This window comes from Paraburkholderia denitrificans (assembly GCF_042655705.1).
Taxonomy (GTDB): domain Bacteria; phylum Pseudomonadota; class Gammaproteobacteria; order Burkholderiales; family Burkholderiaceae; genus Paraburkholderia; species Paraburkholderia denitrificans.
Genome location: NZ_JBHSMP010000016.1, coordinates 112,946 through 128,968 on the forward strand (window position 1 = coordinate 112,946; position 16,023 = coordinate 128,968).

14 protein-coding genes and 1 pseudogene are annotated in these 16,023 nt (G+C 62.4%); 5 read left to right on the forward strand and 10 right to left on the reverse strand.

All coding sequences use genetic code 11. The features are described 5' to 3' along the window. Positions 1–207: 207 nt before the first annotated feature. Together ACFPTO_RS13430 and ACFPTO_RS13435 are read left to right on the forward strand one after the other, a co-directional pair. Positions 208–900, forward strand: a complete 693-nt coding sequence (locus tag ACFPTO_RS13430; protein WP_377711832.1) for an NnrU family protein — start codon at positions 208–210, stop codon at positions 898–900. A 53-nt stretch (positions 901–953) separates the two neighbouring features. Beyond that, the gene (locus ACFPTO_RS13435) at positions 954–1,445 is read left to right on the forward strand and encodes a flavodoxin family protein (protein WP_377711833.1); all 492 of its coding nucleotides are present in this window, start codon (positions 954–956) and stop codon (positions 1,443–1,445) included. A gap of 33 nt (positions 1,446–1,478) precedes the next feature. On the opposite strand, the gene ACFPTO_RS13440 is transcribed toward ACFPTO_RS13435, so the two are convergent. Together ACFPTO_RS13440 and ACFPTO_RS13445 are read right to left on the reverse strand one after the other, a co-directional pair. After that, positions 1,479–3,257 carry a cytochrome c biogenesis protein DipZ gene (locus ACFPTO_RS13440; protein ID WP_377711834.1) on the reverse strand — a complete coding sequence of 593 codons (1,779 nt, stop codon included), beginning with the start codon at positions 3,255–3,257 and terminating at the stop codon, positions 1,479–1,481. A gap of 210 nt (positions 3,258–3,467) precedes the next feature. Continuing rightward, positions 3,468–4,385 (reverse strand): LysR family transcriptional regulator, encoded by a 918-nt coding sequence (locus ACFPTO_RS13445; RefSeq protein WP_377712097.1) that lies wholly within the window; start codon positions 4,383–4,385, stop codon positions 3,468–3,470. 231 nt (positions 4,386–4,616) lie between these two features. Here ACFPTO_RS13445 and ACFPTO_RS13450 point away from each other — a divergent pair, with 231 nt between their 5' ends. Next, the gene (locus ACFPTO_RS13450) at positions 4,617–6,902 is read left to right on the forward strand and encodes an NADP-dependent malic enzyme (RefSeq protein WP_377711835.1); all 2,286 of its coding nucleotides are present in this window, start codon (positions 4,617–4,619) and stop codon (positions 6,900–6,902) included. A 141-nt stretch (positions 6,903–7,043) separates the two neighbouring features. Here the strand turns inward: ACFPTO_RS13450 and ACFPTO_RS13455 are convergent, their stop codons facing one another. The 7 genes from ACFPTO_RS13455 to fabF all read right to left on the reverse strand — a co-directional run bounded on the left by ACFPTO_RS13455 (position 7,044) and on the right by fabF (position 13,266). Then, on the reverse strand, positions 7,044–7,400 hold the full coding sequence (locus ACFPTO_RS13455; protein ID WP_377711836.1) for a helix-turn-helix transcriptional regulator: 357 nt from the start codon (positions 7,398–7,400) through the stop codon (positions 7,044–7,046). 208 nt (positions 7,401–7,608) lie between these two features. Next, positions 7,609–8,583, reverse strand: coding sequence for an alpha/beta fold hydrolase (locus ACFPTO_RS13460; RefSeq protein ID WP_377711837.1), 975 nt, complete (start codon positions 8,581–8,583; stop codon positions 7,609–7,611). Continuing rightward, positions 8,580–8,723 (reverse strand): hypothetical protein, encoded by a 144-nt coding sequence (locus ACFPTO_RS13465; protein WP_377711838.1) that lies wholly within the window; start codon positions 8,721–8,723, stop codon positions 8,580–8,582. The genes ACFPTO_RS13460 and ACFPTO_RS13465 overlap by 4 nt, the downstream gene beginning before the upstream one ends. 46 nt (positions 8,724–8,769) lie before the next feature. Further along, positions 8,770–9,159, reverse strand: a complete 390-nt coding sequence (gene gloA2 / locus ACFPTO_RS13470; protein ID WP_377712098.1) for an SMU1112c/YaeR family gloxylase I-like metalloprotein — start codon at positions 9,157–9,159, stop codon at positions 8,770–8,772. A gap of 178 nt (positions 9,160–9,337) precedes the next feature. Then, positions 9,338–9,970 carry a 2OG-Fe(II) oxygenase family protein gene (locus ACFPTO_RS13475; protein WP_377711839.1) on the reverse strand — a complete coding sequence of 211 codons (633 nt, stop codon included), beginning with the start codon at positions 9,968–9,970 and terminating at the stop codon, positions 9,338–9,340. Positions 9,971–10,088: 118 nt separating this feature from the next. Further along, entirely contained in the window at positions 10,089–11,831 is a 1,743-nt protein-coding gene (locus ACFPTO_RS13480; RefSeq protein ID WP_377711840.1) for a tetratricopeptide repeat protein, read from the reverse strand. 154 nt (positions 11,832–11,985) lie between these two features. Further along, positions 11,986–13,266: a beta-ketoacyl-ACP synthase II gene (fabF, locus tag ACFPTO_RS13485; protein WP_377712100.1), complete on the reverse strand. Its 1,281-nt coding sequence runs from the start codon at positions 13,264–13,266 to the stop codon at positions 11,986–11,988. A 167-nt stretch (positions 13,267–13,433) separates the two neighbouring features. Between fabF and ACFPTO_RS13490 the strand changes: the two genes are divergently transcribed. Together ACFPTO_RS13490 and ACFPTO_RS13495 are read left to right on the forward strand one after the other, a co-directional pair. Next, the gene (locus tag ACFPTO_RS13490; protein WP_377711841.1) at positions 13,434–14,465 is read left to right on the forward strand and encodes an AraC family transcriptional regulator ligand-binding domain-containing protein; all 1,032 of its coding nucleotides are present in this window, start codon (positions 13,434–13,436) and stop codon (positions 14,463–14,465) included. 83 nt (positions 14,466–14,548) lie between these two features. Next, positions 14,549–14,707, forward strand: a pseudogene (locus ACFPTO_RS13495) (M24 family metallopeptidase); the annotation flags it as partial. Between the two features lie 3 nt (positions 14,708–14,710). Here ACFPTO_RS13495 and ACFPTO_RS13500 read toward each other — a convergent pair. Next, the gene (locus ACFPTO_RS13500) at positions 14,711–15,898 is read right to left on the reverse strand and encodes a GGDEF domain-containing protein (protein WP_377712102.1); all 1,188 of its coding nucleotides are present in this window, start codon (positions 15,896–15,898) and stop codon (positions 14,711–14,713) included. Positions 15,899–16,023: the final 125 nt, after the last annotated feature.

Sequence of the window (16,023 nt, forward strand, 5' to 3'; positions counted from 1 at the left end):
TTTGCGTGCGCGCACGCACGGCGTTCGTCGTGCTGCGAGACGTTGTAAAGAAGACGTTCTCATTCCGGCGTATCCTCTATGCCGACGCGTTCACCCGCCGCGCTCACGTAGCTTCACGCATCTTCATGCACACGGGCGGACGCGCAACAGACACAACAGACACAACTACGCAACGACATCTACGCAACGACGCAAGGAGGCAGGCCAATGGGAAGCATGACTTCAGTGACGGCGGCGGCAGTCGCGTTCGTGGGCACCCATTTCATCTTGTCCCACCCATTGCGCAAGCCGTTGGCGGGCGCGATCGGCGAGCGGGGTTTCCAGGGCGTCTATTCGCTGGTGGCGTTCCTGACGTTTGGCTGGCTCGTGTACGCCTTCAGGCGGGCCCCGGTTACCGCGACGCTATGGCCGGTCGGGGACGTTCTGTGGGCGATTGCGAGCGCCGTCATGTTGATCGCGTCGATCCTCTTGATGGGCTCGCTGATCCGCAATCCGGCGCTGCCCACTGGCGGGCGGCCCAGTCCGTTTCCCGAAGTGGCGCGCGGCGTATTCGCGGTGACGCGTCATCCCATGATGTGGGCGTTGGCACTCTGGGGGCTTAGCCATATCGCCGTGTATCCGGTGGTCAAAAACGTCGTGCTCGGATCGGCTGTCGTGATCCTCGCGCTCGTCGGCTCGGCGTTGCAGGACCGCAAGAAGGAGCAGCTTCAGCCCGAACTCTGGCCTGTATGGGAATCGAAAACGAGCTATTGGCCGTTCGCGGCGATCCTCGCCGGTCGCGCGCGGCTGGGCGGGTTCGGCATGCACTCGCTCGCTGGCGGCCTCGTTGTCTGGCTTGTCGCGACCTGGGCGCATATTCCGCTCACCGGCTGGGCCGCGGGCATCTGGCGCTGGCTGTAGCGACCCATCGCGCCACAGAGCAGTGGGCGCTGCCGGACCGTGGAAAAACACGCATGAAAACGCTGTTGATCGTTTATCACTCGATGACCGGGGGAACGCAGCAGATGGCCGAGGCTGCCGCCCAGGCGGCGCGCGAGCAGCCGGGCATCGACGTCCGGCTGCAACGCGCTGACGCGACGCGCGCCGACGACGTGCTCGCCGCGGACGGCTATCTGTTCGCGACGCCGGAGAATCTCGCGGCGATGTCCGGGATCATGAAGGACTTCTTCGATCGCACCTATTACGCGGTGCTCGACCGCGTGAATGGCCGTCCGTATGCGGCCATGATCTGTGCGGGCAGCGACGGCCAGAACGCCTTGCGCCAGATCGATCGCATCGCGACGGGCTGGCGGCTCAGGAGCGTGGCGCAAGGGCTGATCGTGTGCACGCATGCTCAAACGCCGGAGCGCATTCTCGCGCCCAAGATTCTCGGCGCCGACGATCTCGCGCAGTGCGCCGAACTCGGCGCGGGCCTTGCGGCGGGCCTCGCGCTCGGCGTTTTCTAACGAATTCTCCAAACGCTCGGACGAACCCGCGTTTTAGCCGAACGTGAACGAATACGCGCGCACGCCGGGGTCGAGAAACCGGATCTCGAACGTGCGGTCGACGACTGCGTCGCGCTGCCGGATCAGCTGATACAGCCGCTGTTCCGTGACGATGCCGTTGCCGCCGGCATCGACGTCGGTGCCGTGGTTCGCGCCGGGCGGCGCGCCGTCGATGCTCACGCGGAACCGCACCGGCTCGCCGCTGGCCGACGGGCCGAGCACCAGATGCAGATCGCGCGCGCGAAACCGGAACACGATACCGCCGCCCGCGCGATCGAGGTCCGTGTGCTCGGCGCCGAGCGTCCACGTTCCCACAAGCGCCCACTGGTTCAGGTCGAGCGGCCCGGCGGCGTAACGGTGCGGCTGGTCGGCGACAGGATCGCCGGGCGATGCAAAACCATGCGCGCGCTCGTAGCCGAGATACGTCTCGGGCGACTGTATTTCGCTCATCGCGGGCGGCGCTTCAACGCCCGTGCCCGTATTGGCGACGAATCCGCCCGGCAGATTTTTCGCACCCGCTTCGGTCAGCAGCGCGCGGATAACCTGTTCGGATTCCGCGTAATTCCCCTCGCCGAAATGGTGATGGCGAATCTGGCCTTGTGCGTCGATGAAATAGTGCGCAGGCCAGTAATCGTTGTTGAACGCGCGCCAGATCGCGTAGTTGTTGTCGATGGCGACCGGATAGTCGATCTTCAGATCGGCGACGGCGCGGCGCACATTGCCGATGTCCTTTTCGAACGCGAACTCCGGTGCGTGCACACCGATCACGACGAGGCCGGACGCGCGGTATTTGTCGGCCCACGCCTTCACATACGGCAGCGTGCGCAGACAGTTGATGCACGAGTAGGTCCAGAAATCGACGAGTACGACCTTGCCGCGCAGATCCGCAGATGTGAGCGGCGGTGAGTTAAGCCATTGCACGGCGCCGTCGAGCGGCGGCAGCGTGCCTTCCACGGGCAGTGCCGCGTTGTCGGATGCTTTCACCGCGAGCGGCGACGCACTGCGCGCTGCGAGCGCCGCAGCGCCTTCTTGCGGGCCCGCGTGCGCGGGGTGAAAGCGGTCGAGCAGCCCTTGCTCGATTTGCGTTGTGCCGGCGAGCGAGACGCGCGACAGAATGCCGGTATCGACCCGCAGCGCAATCGCCGCCACGCCCGCTAGCACCGCAATACCGAGCGCGCGCCGCACCCATTCGCTCACGCCGAGCGAGCGCTTCATCGCCGCGAACACCTTGCCGCCGACGGCAAGTGCGAGCGCAAGCGACGTAGCCGCGCCCGCGGCATAGGCGAACAGCAGCAGCGAGGTGCGTGCGCTTGCGCCTTGCAGCGCGGCACCGGTCAGGATGAGACCGAGAATCGGCCCGGCGCACGGTGCCCACAGCAGGCCGGTTGCCACGCCCAGCAGCAGCGACGAACCGATGCCCGATCCAGTTTCTCGCGCTTGTCCGGCAGAGTCGGAGAGCCGCGCGCCGAAGGCGACGAGCGGACGCGTGAGCTTCTCGGCGAGCGACGGTACGAGCAGCGTGAGGCCGAACAGCGCGAGGAGCGCGAGCGCGGCGAAACGCGCGTACTGGTTCGCCGCGACAGCCCAGCCGCCGCCCACGGCAGCGAGTGCGCCGACCGCGCTGAACGACAGCGCCATGCCCGCGAGCAACGGCAGGCCGCTTTGCAGGAACGGCTTGCCCGTGCGGGCGAATACGAAAGGCAATACCGGCAGGATGCACGGGCTGACGATGGTCAGCACGCCGCCAAGCCAGGCGATCAGGAAAAGAGCCATGGTGCGAGTCTCCATTGCAGGGAGCGCCGTGCGGGGGCGTCGCGATCCGCAAGCGTTCGAAGGGATGAACACCTTGCGTCGCCGAATATTCCCGCTCAGTTTCTGCACGCCGCCCGGGGGAGGCAACTGTTCGCAGGCGTCTACGCTCGTACGTGTTAGTTCGACTGGAGACGCGCCACGGTTACAGCAGGACAAGCAGAACGCAATGGCTTACTCAGTCCACCCGGTTTCCGCTTGCAGATACAACTCGCGCAGCGACTGCCCGAACGCCGCGCCCACTTCGCGCGTCATCCCCTCGCGCACAAACATGGCGACGGGCGGCAGCGTCCAGCTGAGCGAATACGGCACGATCGCCACGCCCGTCAAATGCACGAGTTCCTCGGCGATATCGGCGGGCACGATCGACACCGCGTTTTCGTTCGCGACGATCATCTCGCCGATCAGCCGTGACGTGTAACTCTCGACAATCGGCACGGGCGGCGCGACGCCCGCTTGCAGAAAGATGTCCGCGATCTGCTCGCGCATGGGCGTGTGCGGCGCACCGAGAATCCAGTCGAGTTCGAGCAGTTTGTCGAGGCTGAGGCGCGTACGCGCGAGCCGCGCAGCCAGCCGCCGGCTCGCAATGAGCCGGGGCTTCTGCTGATACAGCACTTCGAAACGCAGTTGCGCGAGATCGACTGACGAGGAGGCGCGTCCAATCACGATATCGAGCGTGTGATCGCGTAGCAGCAGCATGAGCGCCTCGCTCGTGCCTTCGTGGATCGTCATCGTGAGCCGCTGCGGCAGGCGCGCCTGTGTGCGCTGGATCGCCGAGGCGAGCGTGCGCCCGGAGACGAACGGAATTACGCCGATTTGCAGCCGCGTGGCATGGCCCGCCACGACGGCTTCGATGTCGCGGGCGAGATGGTCGAGGTCGTTCAGCATAGCTTCGGCGCGCGCGAGCACGACGTTGCCGAGCGCGGTGGGCGTCATGCCGCGCGACGAACGCTCGAAGAGCGCGCCGCCGAACATGCTCTCCATTTCAGCGAGCGCGTTGGTGACGGCCGGCTGGCTGGTGGCGACCTGCTCGGCCACGCGGGTCAGCGAGCCGTACTGGCGGATCTGCAGCAGCAGCGCCAGGTGGCGCATTTTGAGGCGCGTGTTCAGGCGCCGGGCGAGTTCGTCGGGACTGAAAGTCGTCACGGGGTTCAATCAAAAGCGAGGCAAAAAGCAGGATGCCAGGGCACGATAGCTGCCAAGTATCATGAAAAAGTGATGGGGCTATAGTAAATCAAAATTTGAAACTTATGGCGACTGCCTAAAATCGCGTCATTCGACCCTTGCCGGGGCGCTCCCGGCACCCAAAAACGAGTGAGAAATATGAACCAGACCGATCGCCAGGCCGCTCTCGAGTACCACCAGTATCCGACCCCCGGAAAGATTTCGGTCACGGCGAGCAAGCCGCTCGTCACGCAGCGCGACCTCGCACTCGCCTATACGCCGGGCGTCGCGGTGGCCTGCGAGGAGATCGCCGCCAACCCGCAAGAGGCGTTCAAGTACACGAGCCGCGGCAACCTCGTGGGCGTCATCACGAACGGCACGGCCGTGCTGGGCCTCGGCAACATCGGCCCGCTCGCGGCGAAGCCGGTGATGGAGGGCAAGGCGGTCCTGTTCAAGAAGTTCGCGGGCATCGACGTGTTCGACATCGAAGTCACCGAATCGGACCCGGACAAGCTCGTCGAAATCATTGCGAGCCTCGAAGCGACCTTCGGCGGCATCAACCTCGAAGACATCAAGGCGCCGGACTGCTTCACGGTCGAGCGCAAGCTGCGCGAGCGCATGAAGATCCCGGTCTTCCACGACGACCAGCACGGCACCGCGATCACGGTGTCGGCGGCGTTCCTCAACGGCCTGAAGGTCGTGGGCAAGGATATCCGCGAGGTCAAGGTGGTGACCTCGGGCGCGGGCGCGGCGGCGCTCGCGTGCCTCGACCTGATGGTCGACCTCGGCTTGCCGGTCAAGAACGTCTGGGTCACCGACATCGAAGGCGTGGTCTACCAGGGCCGCACGTCGCTGATGGACCCGGACAAGGCGCGCTTCGCGCAGGAAACCTCGGCGCGCACGCTCTCCGACGTGATCGAGAGCGCCGACGTGTTCCTCGGCCTCTCGGCGGGCGGCGTGCTCAAGCCGGAAATGGTGAAGAAGATGGCGGCGAAGCCGCTGATCCTCGCGCTGGCGAACCCGACGCCCGAGATTTTCCCGGAAGTGGCGCTCGCGGCGCGCGACGACGTGGTCATGGCGACGGGCCGTTCGGACTTCCCGAACCAGGTGAACAACGTGCTGTGCTTCCCGTACATCTTCCGCGGGGCACTGGATGTGGGCGCAACGACCATTACGCGCAACATGGAAATCGCGGCGGTGCGCGCGATTGCGCAGCTTGCCGAAGAAGAACTGAACGACTCGGTGGCGGCGGCGTATGGCGCATCCGATCTGCGCTTCGGCCCGACCTATCTGATCCCGAAGCCCTTCGATTCGCGACTGATTCTGCGCATTGCCCCGGCAGTGGCGAAGGCCGCCATGGAAGACGGCGTGGCGACGCGCACCATCGACGATTTCGAGGCCTACCGGAACGAACTCCAGCAGTTCGTCTACCACTCGGGCTCGTTCATGAAGCCGGTGTACGCGTTGGCCAGGCAGTTCGTACGCGAGGGCGGCAAGTCGCGCATCGTGTTTGCCGAGGGCGAAGATGAGCGCGTGCTGCGCGCGGCGCAGGTGATCGTCGACGAAAAGCTCGCGCGTCCGATCCTGATCGGCCGCCCGGAAGTGCTGCTTGCGCGCATCGAGAAGTTCGGCCTGCGCCTGCGGCTGGGCGAAGACATCGAAGTGACGAATCCCGAGTATGACGAGCGCTTCCACCAGTACTGGACGACTTACTGGGAAATGCGTTGCCGCGACGGGATTTCGAAGGAAATGGCGCGCGTGGAATTGCGTCGCCGCCTTACGCTGATCGGCGCGATGATGGTGCGCCTCGGCGATGCCGACGGCATGGTGTGCGGCTCGGTGGGCGCGTATCACGATCATCTGCGCTTTATCGATGAAGTGATCGGGAAAGCGCCTGGCGCGAACACCTATGCGGCGATGAACATCCTGCTGCTCGACAAGCGCACGGTGGCGCTCGTGGACACGCACGTCAACGATAACCCGAACGCGCAACAGATCGCCGAATTCACGATCGAGGCGGCGCGGCAAATGGCGTGGCTGAATCTCTGCCCGAAGGTCGCGCTGCTTTCGCGCTCGAACTTCGGCTCGGGCAGCTCGGCATCGGGTGTGAAGATGCGCGAAGTGCTCAAGCTCGTGCACGAGGCGGCGCCCGATCTTGAGATCGACGGTGAAATGCACGGCGACTGCGCGCTCGATGAATCGCTGCGTGAGCGCATTCTGCCGCATTCGCGCCTGAAGGGTTCGGCGAACCTGCTCGTGTGCCCGAACGTCGACTCGGGCAATATCGCCTATAACCTGCTCAAGACGAGCGCGGGCAGCAATGTGGCGGTGGGACCGTTCCTGCTGGGCGTGAATGCGCCGGTGAATATTCTCACGTCCAGCTCCACGGTGCGGCGGATCGTGAACATGGCGGCGCTGACCGTGTTGCAGGCTAATCGCGATTGAGTGTTGGTGGCTTGATTCGTGGTTGATTTTGGTTGATGAACGGCGGTGCGCGAAAGCGGCCGCCGTTTTTGTTTGGGCAGTGTGGAGGGCTGGAAGTAAGGGCGGTTAGCCAACGAAACTGTATAACCATCCCCGACACCATCAAGGAAAGTGCCCGAGCCAAAGCGACGTCAGTTCGGCCCTGTTATGCACTCCAAACTTGGCGTAAATCGATTTGATGTGGATGTGCGTCGTATTCGGACTCTGGCCCAGCAGTGAAGCGATGATCTTTTCGTGTTTCCCGTCCAGAAGCTCCAGCAGCACCTTGCGTTCCGTCGCCGTGAGCGGCGCCGTGGCGATCAGCAGTCCGTGGCTGAGAACCTGTTGCCGGTAGAACCAGCGCAGCCCGCGCAAGGCGAGGCCGAAAGGCTCCTTGTCGGTGGATACGAATCGCGGCGCCTCTGTGCTGCGGAAGATAAAGATGTGCACGCGGACATCTTCGTTGAGCGCGCAACGCATTGACATGCTGTCCGCGTGGCCGACCGTCAAATAATGAATGACGCCGGCAATGCGGGCCGTCGAACCACTCGGCCGGAAGCTCGTCCAGCGAGGAAAAGCGCGCGATCCGCATTGCCGCCGAGGGCGTGCCCGGCGTCAAGCACGTAGAGAGCCACTTGAAGTCTCCGCGTGCGATGCCGACGCTGTAGCTCACGCCTGGACTTCCAGGTCACCCGTCGAGTTCGTTCAGGAAGGAGAGTAGTAACCGGCTCACTTCGTGGGCACGCTCTCGCTGCAGCCAATGGCCCGCACCTTCCAGCACGTGAGCACCGCGCAACCCAGGCAGCACTTGCGGCAACGCAGCGACATGCTGCTGCATGCTTGGCAACCTGAGTACATCGTCGCGTGAGCCGCCAATAAAAAGCGATGGCTGACGAATCGGGCAACCATGCCAGGGGGCGAGCAGTTCCGCGCTCCTGCGAATCGCGCGGTACCAATTCAATCCGCCGCGAAAGCCAGTGCGTTGAAACTCCTCGACGACATAATCGAGGTCGTCCTGAAGAAGCCAGGCCGGCAATACTTCGGGGTCGACGGTGTTGTCGAGAATGCCGGCGCCCGGCTTGAGGATGCCCGCGACGATGCTGCCCGGGCCGTTGCCTGACATGCTGAACATGAAGCGGCGCATGGTTGCGGCCACATCGGCCTGAAGCTCCGCCTCAGCTACACCCTCCTGCTGGAAGTACTGCATGTAGAAGGTCGTCACGCCCTGCCGTTCGAGTGCCGCCAGCAAGTCGGTCTTCGCGGGCGGGACATAGGGGACGCTCAGACCGACGACTGCACGGAAGACATCGGGCCGCAGCAGCGCACTGTGCCAGGCTGCGGGCGCGCCCCAGTCGTGGCCCACGATCACCGCCGAACCGGCGCCGAGCACCCTGACCAGTTCCACCATGTCGCCTGCGTGGTGCAGCATCGTGTACTGCGCAGGGTCGGGCGGTGCGTCGGTCCCGCCGTAGCCGCGCATGTCCGGCGCCGCAGTGCGGTAGCCCGCGTCCGCGACCGCAGCCATCTGTGCGCGCCAGGATACCCACGACTCCGGAAATCCGTGGCAAAACACCACGAGCGGCCCATCGCCCTGCAGCGCGACGCGCATGCGGATGGCGCCGATCTGCAGCGTCTCGAGCTGCACCTCACGCGGGCCGCTCACGCTGCCTCCGCTGTTGCCATCAATTGCGCAATGCGCTGCGCCGCATTCGCGCAGGAAGAGCAGTCAATGTCCAGCGTGTCCGGATCGGCGGCGAGTTCGCCCTTTCCCGTCGTGAAATAGTCGGACTCGATCGATGCCATGTCAACATTCCTTGGTGGAAGCCGTTGAAGCTGCGTGAGCGACCTGTCACGCCGACACTTCATATAGTTCGAGCGGAAGGCCATCGGGATCGGCGAAGAAGACGAAACGCCTGTTTGTGTACTCGTCGATACGCACGGCCTCGACTGAGATACCTTTCGATTCAAGAAACGCTTTGCAGGCATCGACGTTGTCGACGCCAAATGCAAGGTGCCGCAATCCACAGGCTTCCGGATACGACGGCCGCGGAGGAGAATCGGTAAATGAAAACAACTCGATCTGCGATCCATCGGGAAGCATGAGGTCGAGCTTGTATGACTGTCGATGCTCGCGGTAGTGCTCGGCTACGATCTGCAAGCCGAGCACCTCCGTGTAGAACCGGCGAGAAACCTCGTAATTCGAGCAAATGATAGCGGCGTGATGAATGCGCAGAAGCATGATAAAAATGGCCCACTGACGATCCCAGACGGACTCTACCGGCCTTTTTACCCCTCCCGCAAGCCTCTTTTGCACTCGCAGCCGCGACAGGTCGAACGCCAGAAGTTTGCTATCAATCGCAAGAAGTCGCACGGCGCTGACCTTCCGGGCGACGCCTTGCGGTTCGCAGCACCGAGTTTCAGATTCCCCAGAGCGGTGGGCTCATGGTGGCGTCATAGTCGGCGAACATGACGTTGAAGCTGACGCTCACGCGTGCTTGCGCGCTCGTGTTCGCCGACACCGAATGCGATAGCCAGGCGGGAAACACCAGCAAGGTGCCTTCGCTGACCGGCAAGACCACCTGATCCGTGTTGTAAGCCGTCAACTCAGTAACGGGCGGACGAATAACGCTCGTCTGCGGGCGCGGATCATGGAAATTGATCGTATCGGCACCAGCTTGCGAGCGCACGTAATACACGCCGCTCAGGAAATTGTTGGGATGACTGTGCATCGCGTGCGCCCCGCCTGGATCCAGTACGTTGATCCAGCATCCGGTAATGCGAAACGGGGCAGCAGCGACTTTAAGAAACGTGAGGACGTCGCGTGCAGCCTGTTCGATTTGCGCGATCAGCAAAGCAAATTCCGGCCTTTTATGTTGCTGGTGACCGGACTGCCATGCGGCGCCGGTACGGGTGCCGACGCCGCTGCGGATCAAGGTGTCGACATACGCCATTAGCTCGCGATCAAGCGGCTCGTAACACGCCTGCTCGAGGCGACGGCACCATACGAAAGTCGGGAAAAGTCGGATGATATCCGCGGCGGGGGCTTCCATTGCCGGTTGCGCAACGCGCTAGTCGGGACGCTCATCGATCACTATAGTCGTCCGGGCGGCAAGCACGTACGCCTTTTGCTCACGCGGCCGTGGTGTGTTGCGGCGCTTGCCTCGCGACTTACTGTGCTGGCGCCGAATCGATCAGTTCGTCGGCTTCACGTTTCAATTCTTCGGCCTCAGCCGAACGTTGCATGTGGCTTAGCAGCGTGCCGAGATTCCGCAAGGTGCGTATCTCATCCTGCCGCCAGGTCGACGGATCGTCCTGTGCGAGTTTGCGGTAAAGAGCCAGTGCGCGTCGCCACGCGTCTTCCGCTTCGCGCGGCCTGCCCGTGCGGCTGTAGAGCACACCCAGATTATTCAGTATCCGCGCCTCGTCAGGCTGGTAATCGGCAGGCGTATCGCGCGAGAGTGCGTGAACGATCTGCAGAGCCTGCTGATACGCCCGCAGTGCCTTTGCCGGCTGCCGTTCGAGTCGGTACAGCACGCCCAGATTGCCCAGCGTACGCGCCAGGTCGGGCCGGTAAATCGCGGGGCTTTCGCGGGCGAGCTGCTGGCGGATCTTCAGCGCTTCCCGGTAGGCGTGCTCTGCTTGCGGCAGACGCTCGTTTGCGCTGTAAAAGTTTCCGAGGTTATTCAACGTACGTGCAAGCGCCGGACGCCAGGCCGCAGGATTATCGTGTGCGAGCGCGCGCTGGATCCCGATGGCTTCGAGATAGGCGAGTTCCGCGTCATGCGTGCGCTGTGTCGCACTGTAGAGGATGCCGAGGTCATTGAGTGTCGTCGCGACTGCGGGCCGGTACATGACCGGGTCCTGTCGTGCCAGTGCGCGGTCGAGGGCGAGGACTTCGCGCCACGCGTCTGCCGCATCCTGAAGACGTTGCGTGTCGCGGTACAACGTTGCGAGGCTGTCAATGGTCCTGGCCACTGCGGGACTGTAGGTCGAAGGATTCACACGCGCGAGCGCCCAGTAGATTTCGAGCGCGTGCAGCCATGCGGCTTCGGCTTCCTTCTGCTGCTGCCGCATGAGATACAGGCTGCCAAGCTTGCCGAGCGTACGCGCGATGGACGGCTGCAAGGTGGGGGGCTTTTGTTGCGCGAGCATCCGATACTGGGTCAGCAGCGCCTGATACACCGGCTCCGCGCGCTCGGGTTCGTGCTGCTCGAGCAGCGTGTCGGCGTATGCGGTGGCGATGTCCATATCGTCGGGTTGGAATGCGTGCGCCTTCTCCAGGTACGGCAACGCGTTCCATGGCATGAAGCGAAGCAGTTCGACGCTCGCCGCGTCGTAGTTGCGCGCCGCGGATAGCTGGGCGGTAGTGGGCACTTCAGCGATGAGCCGTATGAGAAGCGCGGATGCGTTATCCAGATCGAGGCGCCGCGCAGCTTCGTCGAATTGCAGTTCGGTGGGATCCGCGCTGCGTGTGATCGACAACCTGCGCAGCAGATCTTCATAACGTGCGGTCCATTTCGACGCTTCGGCTGTGGGGTCGATATCGGGGCGCGTCCTGATTTGCGATGCGAGGCTTTCGAGGATCGTTTCGAAGTTGACGAACGCGGCGTTGCTTGTGGGTTCGCTGTGGTCTGTCTGCGAAAAGAAAGTCTGCAGCATCACGTTGGCGGCTGTCGCCAGCGCAACGCGTTGCGCTGCGGAGAGCCCGTCGCTTTTCACCGCACGGTTCAGGCGCTCAGTGACGCGCTCGATCGTGGGCGCCGACACAGCACAGCGGGTCCGCACTTCGAGTCCGCGCGTGACGTCGACCTCGGAGAACGACGGCGAACACGCACCGGCTGCTTCGGCAGCGGCGCATGTGATGGACAGCGCGGCCATCGCGATGCCGGACAGAATCTTGCACGCATTCATTTCCAGTCGGGTCTGAAGCGTTACCAGTACAGCGTTGCGCGGCGCCTCGCCTCTCGCTGCGCTGCGACATCGCGCGTACTCATTCTATCGAATACAGGTAAGCAAGTTCGGTGCGAGGCAGGCTTCGAGTTTTTCCCTCGGCGCGCAAACAGGATCAAAGTCGACGCAATAGCAGGCTGGCATTGACGCCCCCAAAACCAAAGCCATTGGAGATCGCATACTCCGTCGATAGCTTGCGGGCCGATCCGCAGACAATGTCGACGCCTTCCGCCGCCGAATCAGGTTGTGTCAAGTTGAGCGTAGGAGGCGCAAGCTGGTCGCGCAGCGCAAGCACCGTGAAAATGGCTTCCACGCCGCCGGCCGCGCCGAGCAAATGTCCCGTCGAGGACTTCGTGGCTGATACGGCTGGACCTCGATCGGTTCCGAATACGGCCTTGATGGCGGCCAGTTCGCTGATGTCGCCGACCGGCGTGGACGTCGCATGGGCGTTTAAATGCCCGATCAGCTTGGGTTCAATGTTTGCCTGCCGGATTGCGAGTTCCATCGCGCGTCGTCCGCCGTCACCGTCATTGGGCGGAGACGTCATATGGTATGCGTCGGCGCTCGTGCCATAACCGAGCACTTCCGCAATCGGCGTCGCGCCTCGTCGCAATGCGTGCTCCAGTTCTTCTATGACGAGCATGCCGGCGCCTTCTCCCATGACAAAGCCATCTCGTCCGGTATCGAACGGGCGCGAAGCCTGTGCGGGATGGTCATTAAAGCCGGTGGACATGGTTCTTGCGGCGGCGAACGCGCCAAGGCTGACTCGATCGATGCAGGCCTCGGCTCCGCCACATACGGCAATATCGGCTTCGCCAGCACGAATCAGGCGCGCTGCATCGCCAATGGCCTGTGCGCTCGCAGCACATGCGGTAACCGGTGCGCTTAGCGGGCCACGAAAGCCGTGCCGGATGGAGATATGGCCCGCGGCCATATTGGCCAGGAAACAGGGGACGGTGAAAGGAGAAAGCCGCCGTGGCCCGCGGTTATCAGTCGTTCTCACGGCATCCACAATCGCACCGAAACCGCCAACGCCAGACGCCACAATTGTTGCCGTTCTTTCGCGAGCGCTTTCAGTTTCAGGCTGCCAGCCGGATTGATTCAAAGCCTGTTGCGCTGCGGCCAGCGCAAACACAGTGAACCGATCCATTTTCTTTTGGTCCTTGGGTTCAACTGCGAGGTCAGGATCGAATCCCCACGGACAATCTGACGTCAACATCCGCACGACGCCACCGACTTTTGATGCAATTCCTTCCGTGATGTCGTCAGGCAAGCCAACCAGGCCTGAATCGCCGTTCAGGAGACGGCTCCAGACGGATTCAACGTCACAACCCAACGGCGACACCATGCCCATGCCAGTCACGACAATGCGTCTTGTATTCAAACCATGCCCCACTTTTGATTGGTGAAGATATGCGGCCAATGATTGGCACAACGCGCCATGTAGCAACGATTACAAATACCAAACACTGCAGAAATTACCCGCCAGTATAGGCGGGAGAGGAACAGGAAATTGACGCATTGCGCCAATCAATATGCAAACCGCGCCATAATGAGCGAACCATGAACCTGTCCTGGCAACGCCCTCTCACGGTTTCTTCTCACTTCTTGCACGGGATGCTGCGCTTCATCCGCACCCGTCACGGGGAAGAAGGGGCAGCACAGGCGCTCGCAAGCGCCGCCATCCCCCAGTCCCTTCTAAATCAGCCTGATGCGCGAATGACACGCGAGCAATACGTCGCGTTGTACAGAACAGTCGCGGCGACACTCGATGATGAGATGCTGGGACTGTGGTCCAGGCCAATCCGGGGCGGCACGTTAAAGTACCTGATGCTCAGCTTGCTGGATGCACCCACCGTGCTGGTCGCGTTCAACCGTTTTGTTCGCTTCTGGAATTTGCTGCTGGATGACTACCGACTGCAGATTTCAACGAAGAATGATCTGGTGCGACTGGCTCTGGTGGAAAGGACGCCTGGCACGCCGGTCACGCCGCTCGGACATGAGTTAATGATGAAGCTGGCTCACGGTATGGCATCGTGGCTGCTTGGCAGGGAAATCATCCTGCATCGGGTCGAATTCAACTTCGCGAGGCCGAGGCATGTAGAGGACTATGCGTTTTTGTACCCCGGCCCAGTGCACTTTGATTCAGGGGTGACGAGCATTTATTTCTTGTACCAGGATTGCGCGGAACTGTTTAAACGCGAGAAGCACGAGTTATGGGCCTTCCTGAAGCGCGCGCCTGGAGACTGGACATTCACGGCGTTTTATCACGGTTCCATTGTGGCTAAAGCGCGCGAGTATCTTGAACAGAACATTGCGCAGCCGGTAACGATACGGGATCTTGCGCAGGCGTTGCACACCTCTGTACGCACGCTCAACCGCAGATTTGCAGACGAAGGAACGAGTTTTCAGCTGGTGAAAGACGGGCTGCGAAGGGATATCGCAGTGCATCGGCTGACAAACTCGAATACGAGCGTGGCAGTGCTCGCGTTCGATCTCGGTTTTTCGGATGCCGCCGGTTTCTGTCGCGCATTTAAGCATTGGACCGGCAGTAGTCCGTCTGATTATCGGAAGGGTGCTCGTGAGGGGGAGTGACGAGATAAAGTCATGTCACGCCGATCCCGGATATCTGCGCCACGCCCGAGCGTGCTTACGAAACCGATGCTCATTCAACACTGATCGTCAATTTCGACATCACGTTAGAGAAAAATGGCTACATCGCGGATTCCAGCAAAACATATCTTGTCGGTGAAGTATCGCCGCTGGCTAAACGGCTCGTGCAAGTGACCTACGAAGCAATGTGGAAGGAGATCAGGGCCGTTCATCCAGGCGCCAGGCCTTCAGTTCGACGGCCAGACGACCACCGGCTCAGCTACCGTTGGCGCCTGTTCGAGCCGGTTGCCGCCGAGTGACTTCGCGCGATACAACGCGCGATCGGCGACCGAGAGCAGGTCGGCGAGGCACGCCGTTGCTTGATTCGATTCGGCGAGACCCACGCTGACGGTGGCGCGAACCCAGTCGCCGTCGGCGTCGTGGGATATCGCTGCGAACCGGCGGGCGACCGTCTCGCCGGTCTTTTTTGCGCGGACACTGTCGCAGTCCGGCAACAGGGCAGCAAACTCCTCGCCACCCGTGCGGGCGAGAATCGCGTCGGCACCCGTGACAAATCGGAGGGTATCGGCAAATGACCTTAAGACCTCATCGCCGCTTTTGTGTCCATAGCGGTCGTTAATGCTCTTGAAGCGATCGAGATCGAATGCAAGGAGCGCGAGCGGTCGCCGCGCCTGCGCGCAGTCGCAGAAAATCCGCTCCCCCTCTTCGAAAAACAGCTTTCGATTACCGAGGCGCGTCAGATAATCGGTACGCGATTCCTGCATCAGTTCGCCATGAACTTCCTCTCGGGTGAGCCGAAGTAGCGTCATCGGCATAATGACCGAGTAGAGAACACCCTCGTACATCGTGATGTTGCTGGCAATCGCCAGCAGATTCGTGCCGAACCGCGGGACCAGCCAGGGCAGGATGAAAGCTCTCGCGGCGTAAAACGACGCGTGAATGACCACCACCACCACGGCGACGCGCCGGGCCTGGACCGCCGGAACGCCATCGCCTCGCATCAGCTCGCGGGCCGTCATGGCCGAAACCAGCGCGATGGGAGCGGCGCTCGCATAGAGCCACATGACAACCTGCCGACGCGCGCCACCCGCCGCCCACGCGACGCCCATCAGAACCAGCAGACCGATCGAGGCCGCGAGATACCGCCGGCTGTTGAACATCGCGACACCGCGCAGCACCAGGAGATAGCCGCCGAGAATCAAGAGATTGGACAGCGCCGCGCCGGCGACGCCGAGCAGTTCGCCCCGGAACCGTGCCACCCCGCAGCCGATGCCGAGCAGGGCATATCCGGCCGCCAGCATGCGCAATTCCTTGCCTCGCTTGGGATGAGACACGTGCTCCCAATATGTCATGGCGGAACTGGCAAACAAGGTTCCGATTACGAGAAGGTAAAGGGTGGCTAGATCGATTTTCATCGCTGATGGAGAACGATATTCCACGGCGCATCCTAGCGAAAGAATTATGGAATGGCCAGAGGGAATATCCGGGGCGTCGGACAGTCGAAAGGATTAATTCGGGCGCGGAATAATAGGCGCAAACG

Bases quoted from the DNA above. Each gene is read 5' to 3' on its own strand.
- ACFPTO_RS13475 (WP_377711839.1), bottom strand. From the start codon at position 9,970: ATGGAAGCCCCCGCCGCGGATATCATCCGACTTTTCCCGACTTTCGTA.
- ACFPTO_RS13450 (WP_377711835.1), top strand. From the start codon at position 4,617: ATGAACCAGACCGATCGCCAGGCCGCTCTCGAGTACCACCAGTATCCG.
- ACFPTO_RS13465 (WP_377711838.1), bottom strand. From the start codon at position 8,723: ATGGCATCGATCGAGTCCGACTATTTCACGACGGGAAAGGGCGAACTC.
- gloA2 (WP_377712098.1), bottom strand. From the start codon at position 9,159: ATGCTTCTGCGCATTCATCACGCCGCTATCATTTGCTCGAATTACGAG.
- ACFPTO_RS13455 (WP_377711836.1), bottom strand. From the start codon at position 7,400: ATGCGTTGCGCGCTCAACGAAGATGTCCGCGTGCACATCTTTATCTTC.
- ACFPTO_RS13480 (WP_377711840.1), bottom strand. From the start codon at position 11,831: ATGAATGCGTGCAAGATTCTGTCCGGCATCGCGATGGCCGCGCTGTCC.
- ACFPTO_RS13490 (WP_377711841.1), top strand. From the start codon at position 13,434: ATGAACCTGTCCTGGCAACGCCCTCTCACGGTTTCTTCTCACTTCTTG.
- ACFPTO_RS13430 (WP_377711832.1), top strand. From the start codon at position 208: ATGGGAAGCATGACTTCAGTGACGGCGGCGGCAGTCGCGTTCGTGGGC.
- ACFPTO_RS13435 (WP_377711833.1), top strand. From the start codon at position 954: ATGAAAACGCTGTTGATCGTTTATCACTCGATGACCGGGGGAACGCAG.
- ACFPTO_RS13445 (WP_377712097.1), bottom strand. From the start codon at position 4,385: ATGCGCCACCTGGCGCTGCTGCTGCAGATCCGCCAGTACGGCTCGCTG.
- ACFPTO_RS13440 (WP_377711834.1), bottom strand. From the start codon at position 3,257: ATGGCTCTTTTCCTGATCGCCTGGCTTGGCGGCGTGCTGACCATCGTC.
- ACFPTO_RS13500 (WP_377712102.1), bottom strand. From the start codon at position 15,898: ATGAAAATCGATCTAGCCACCCTTTACCTTCTCGTAATCGGAACCTTG.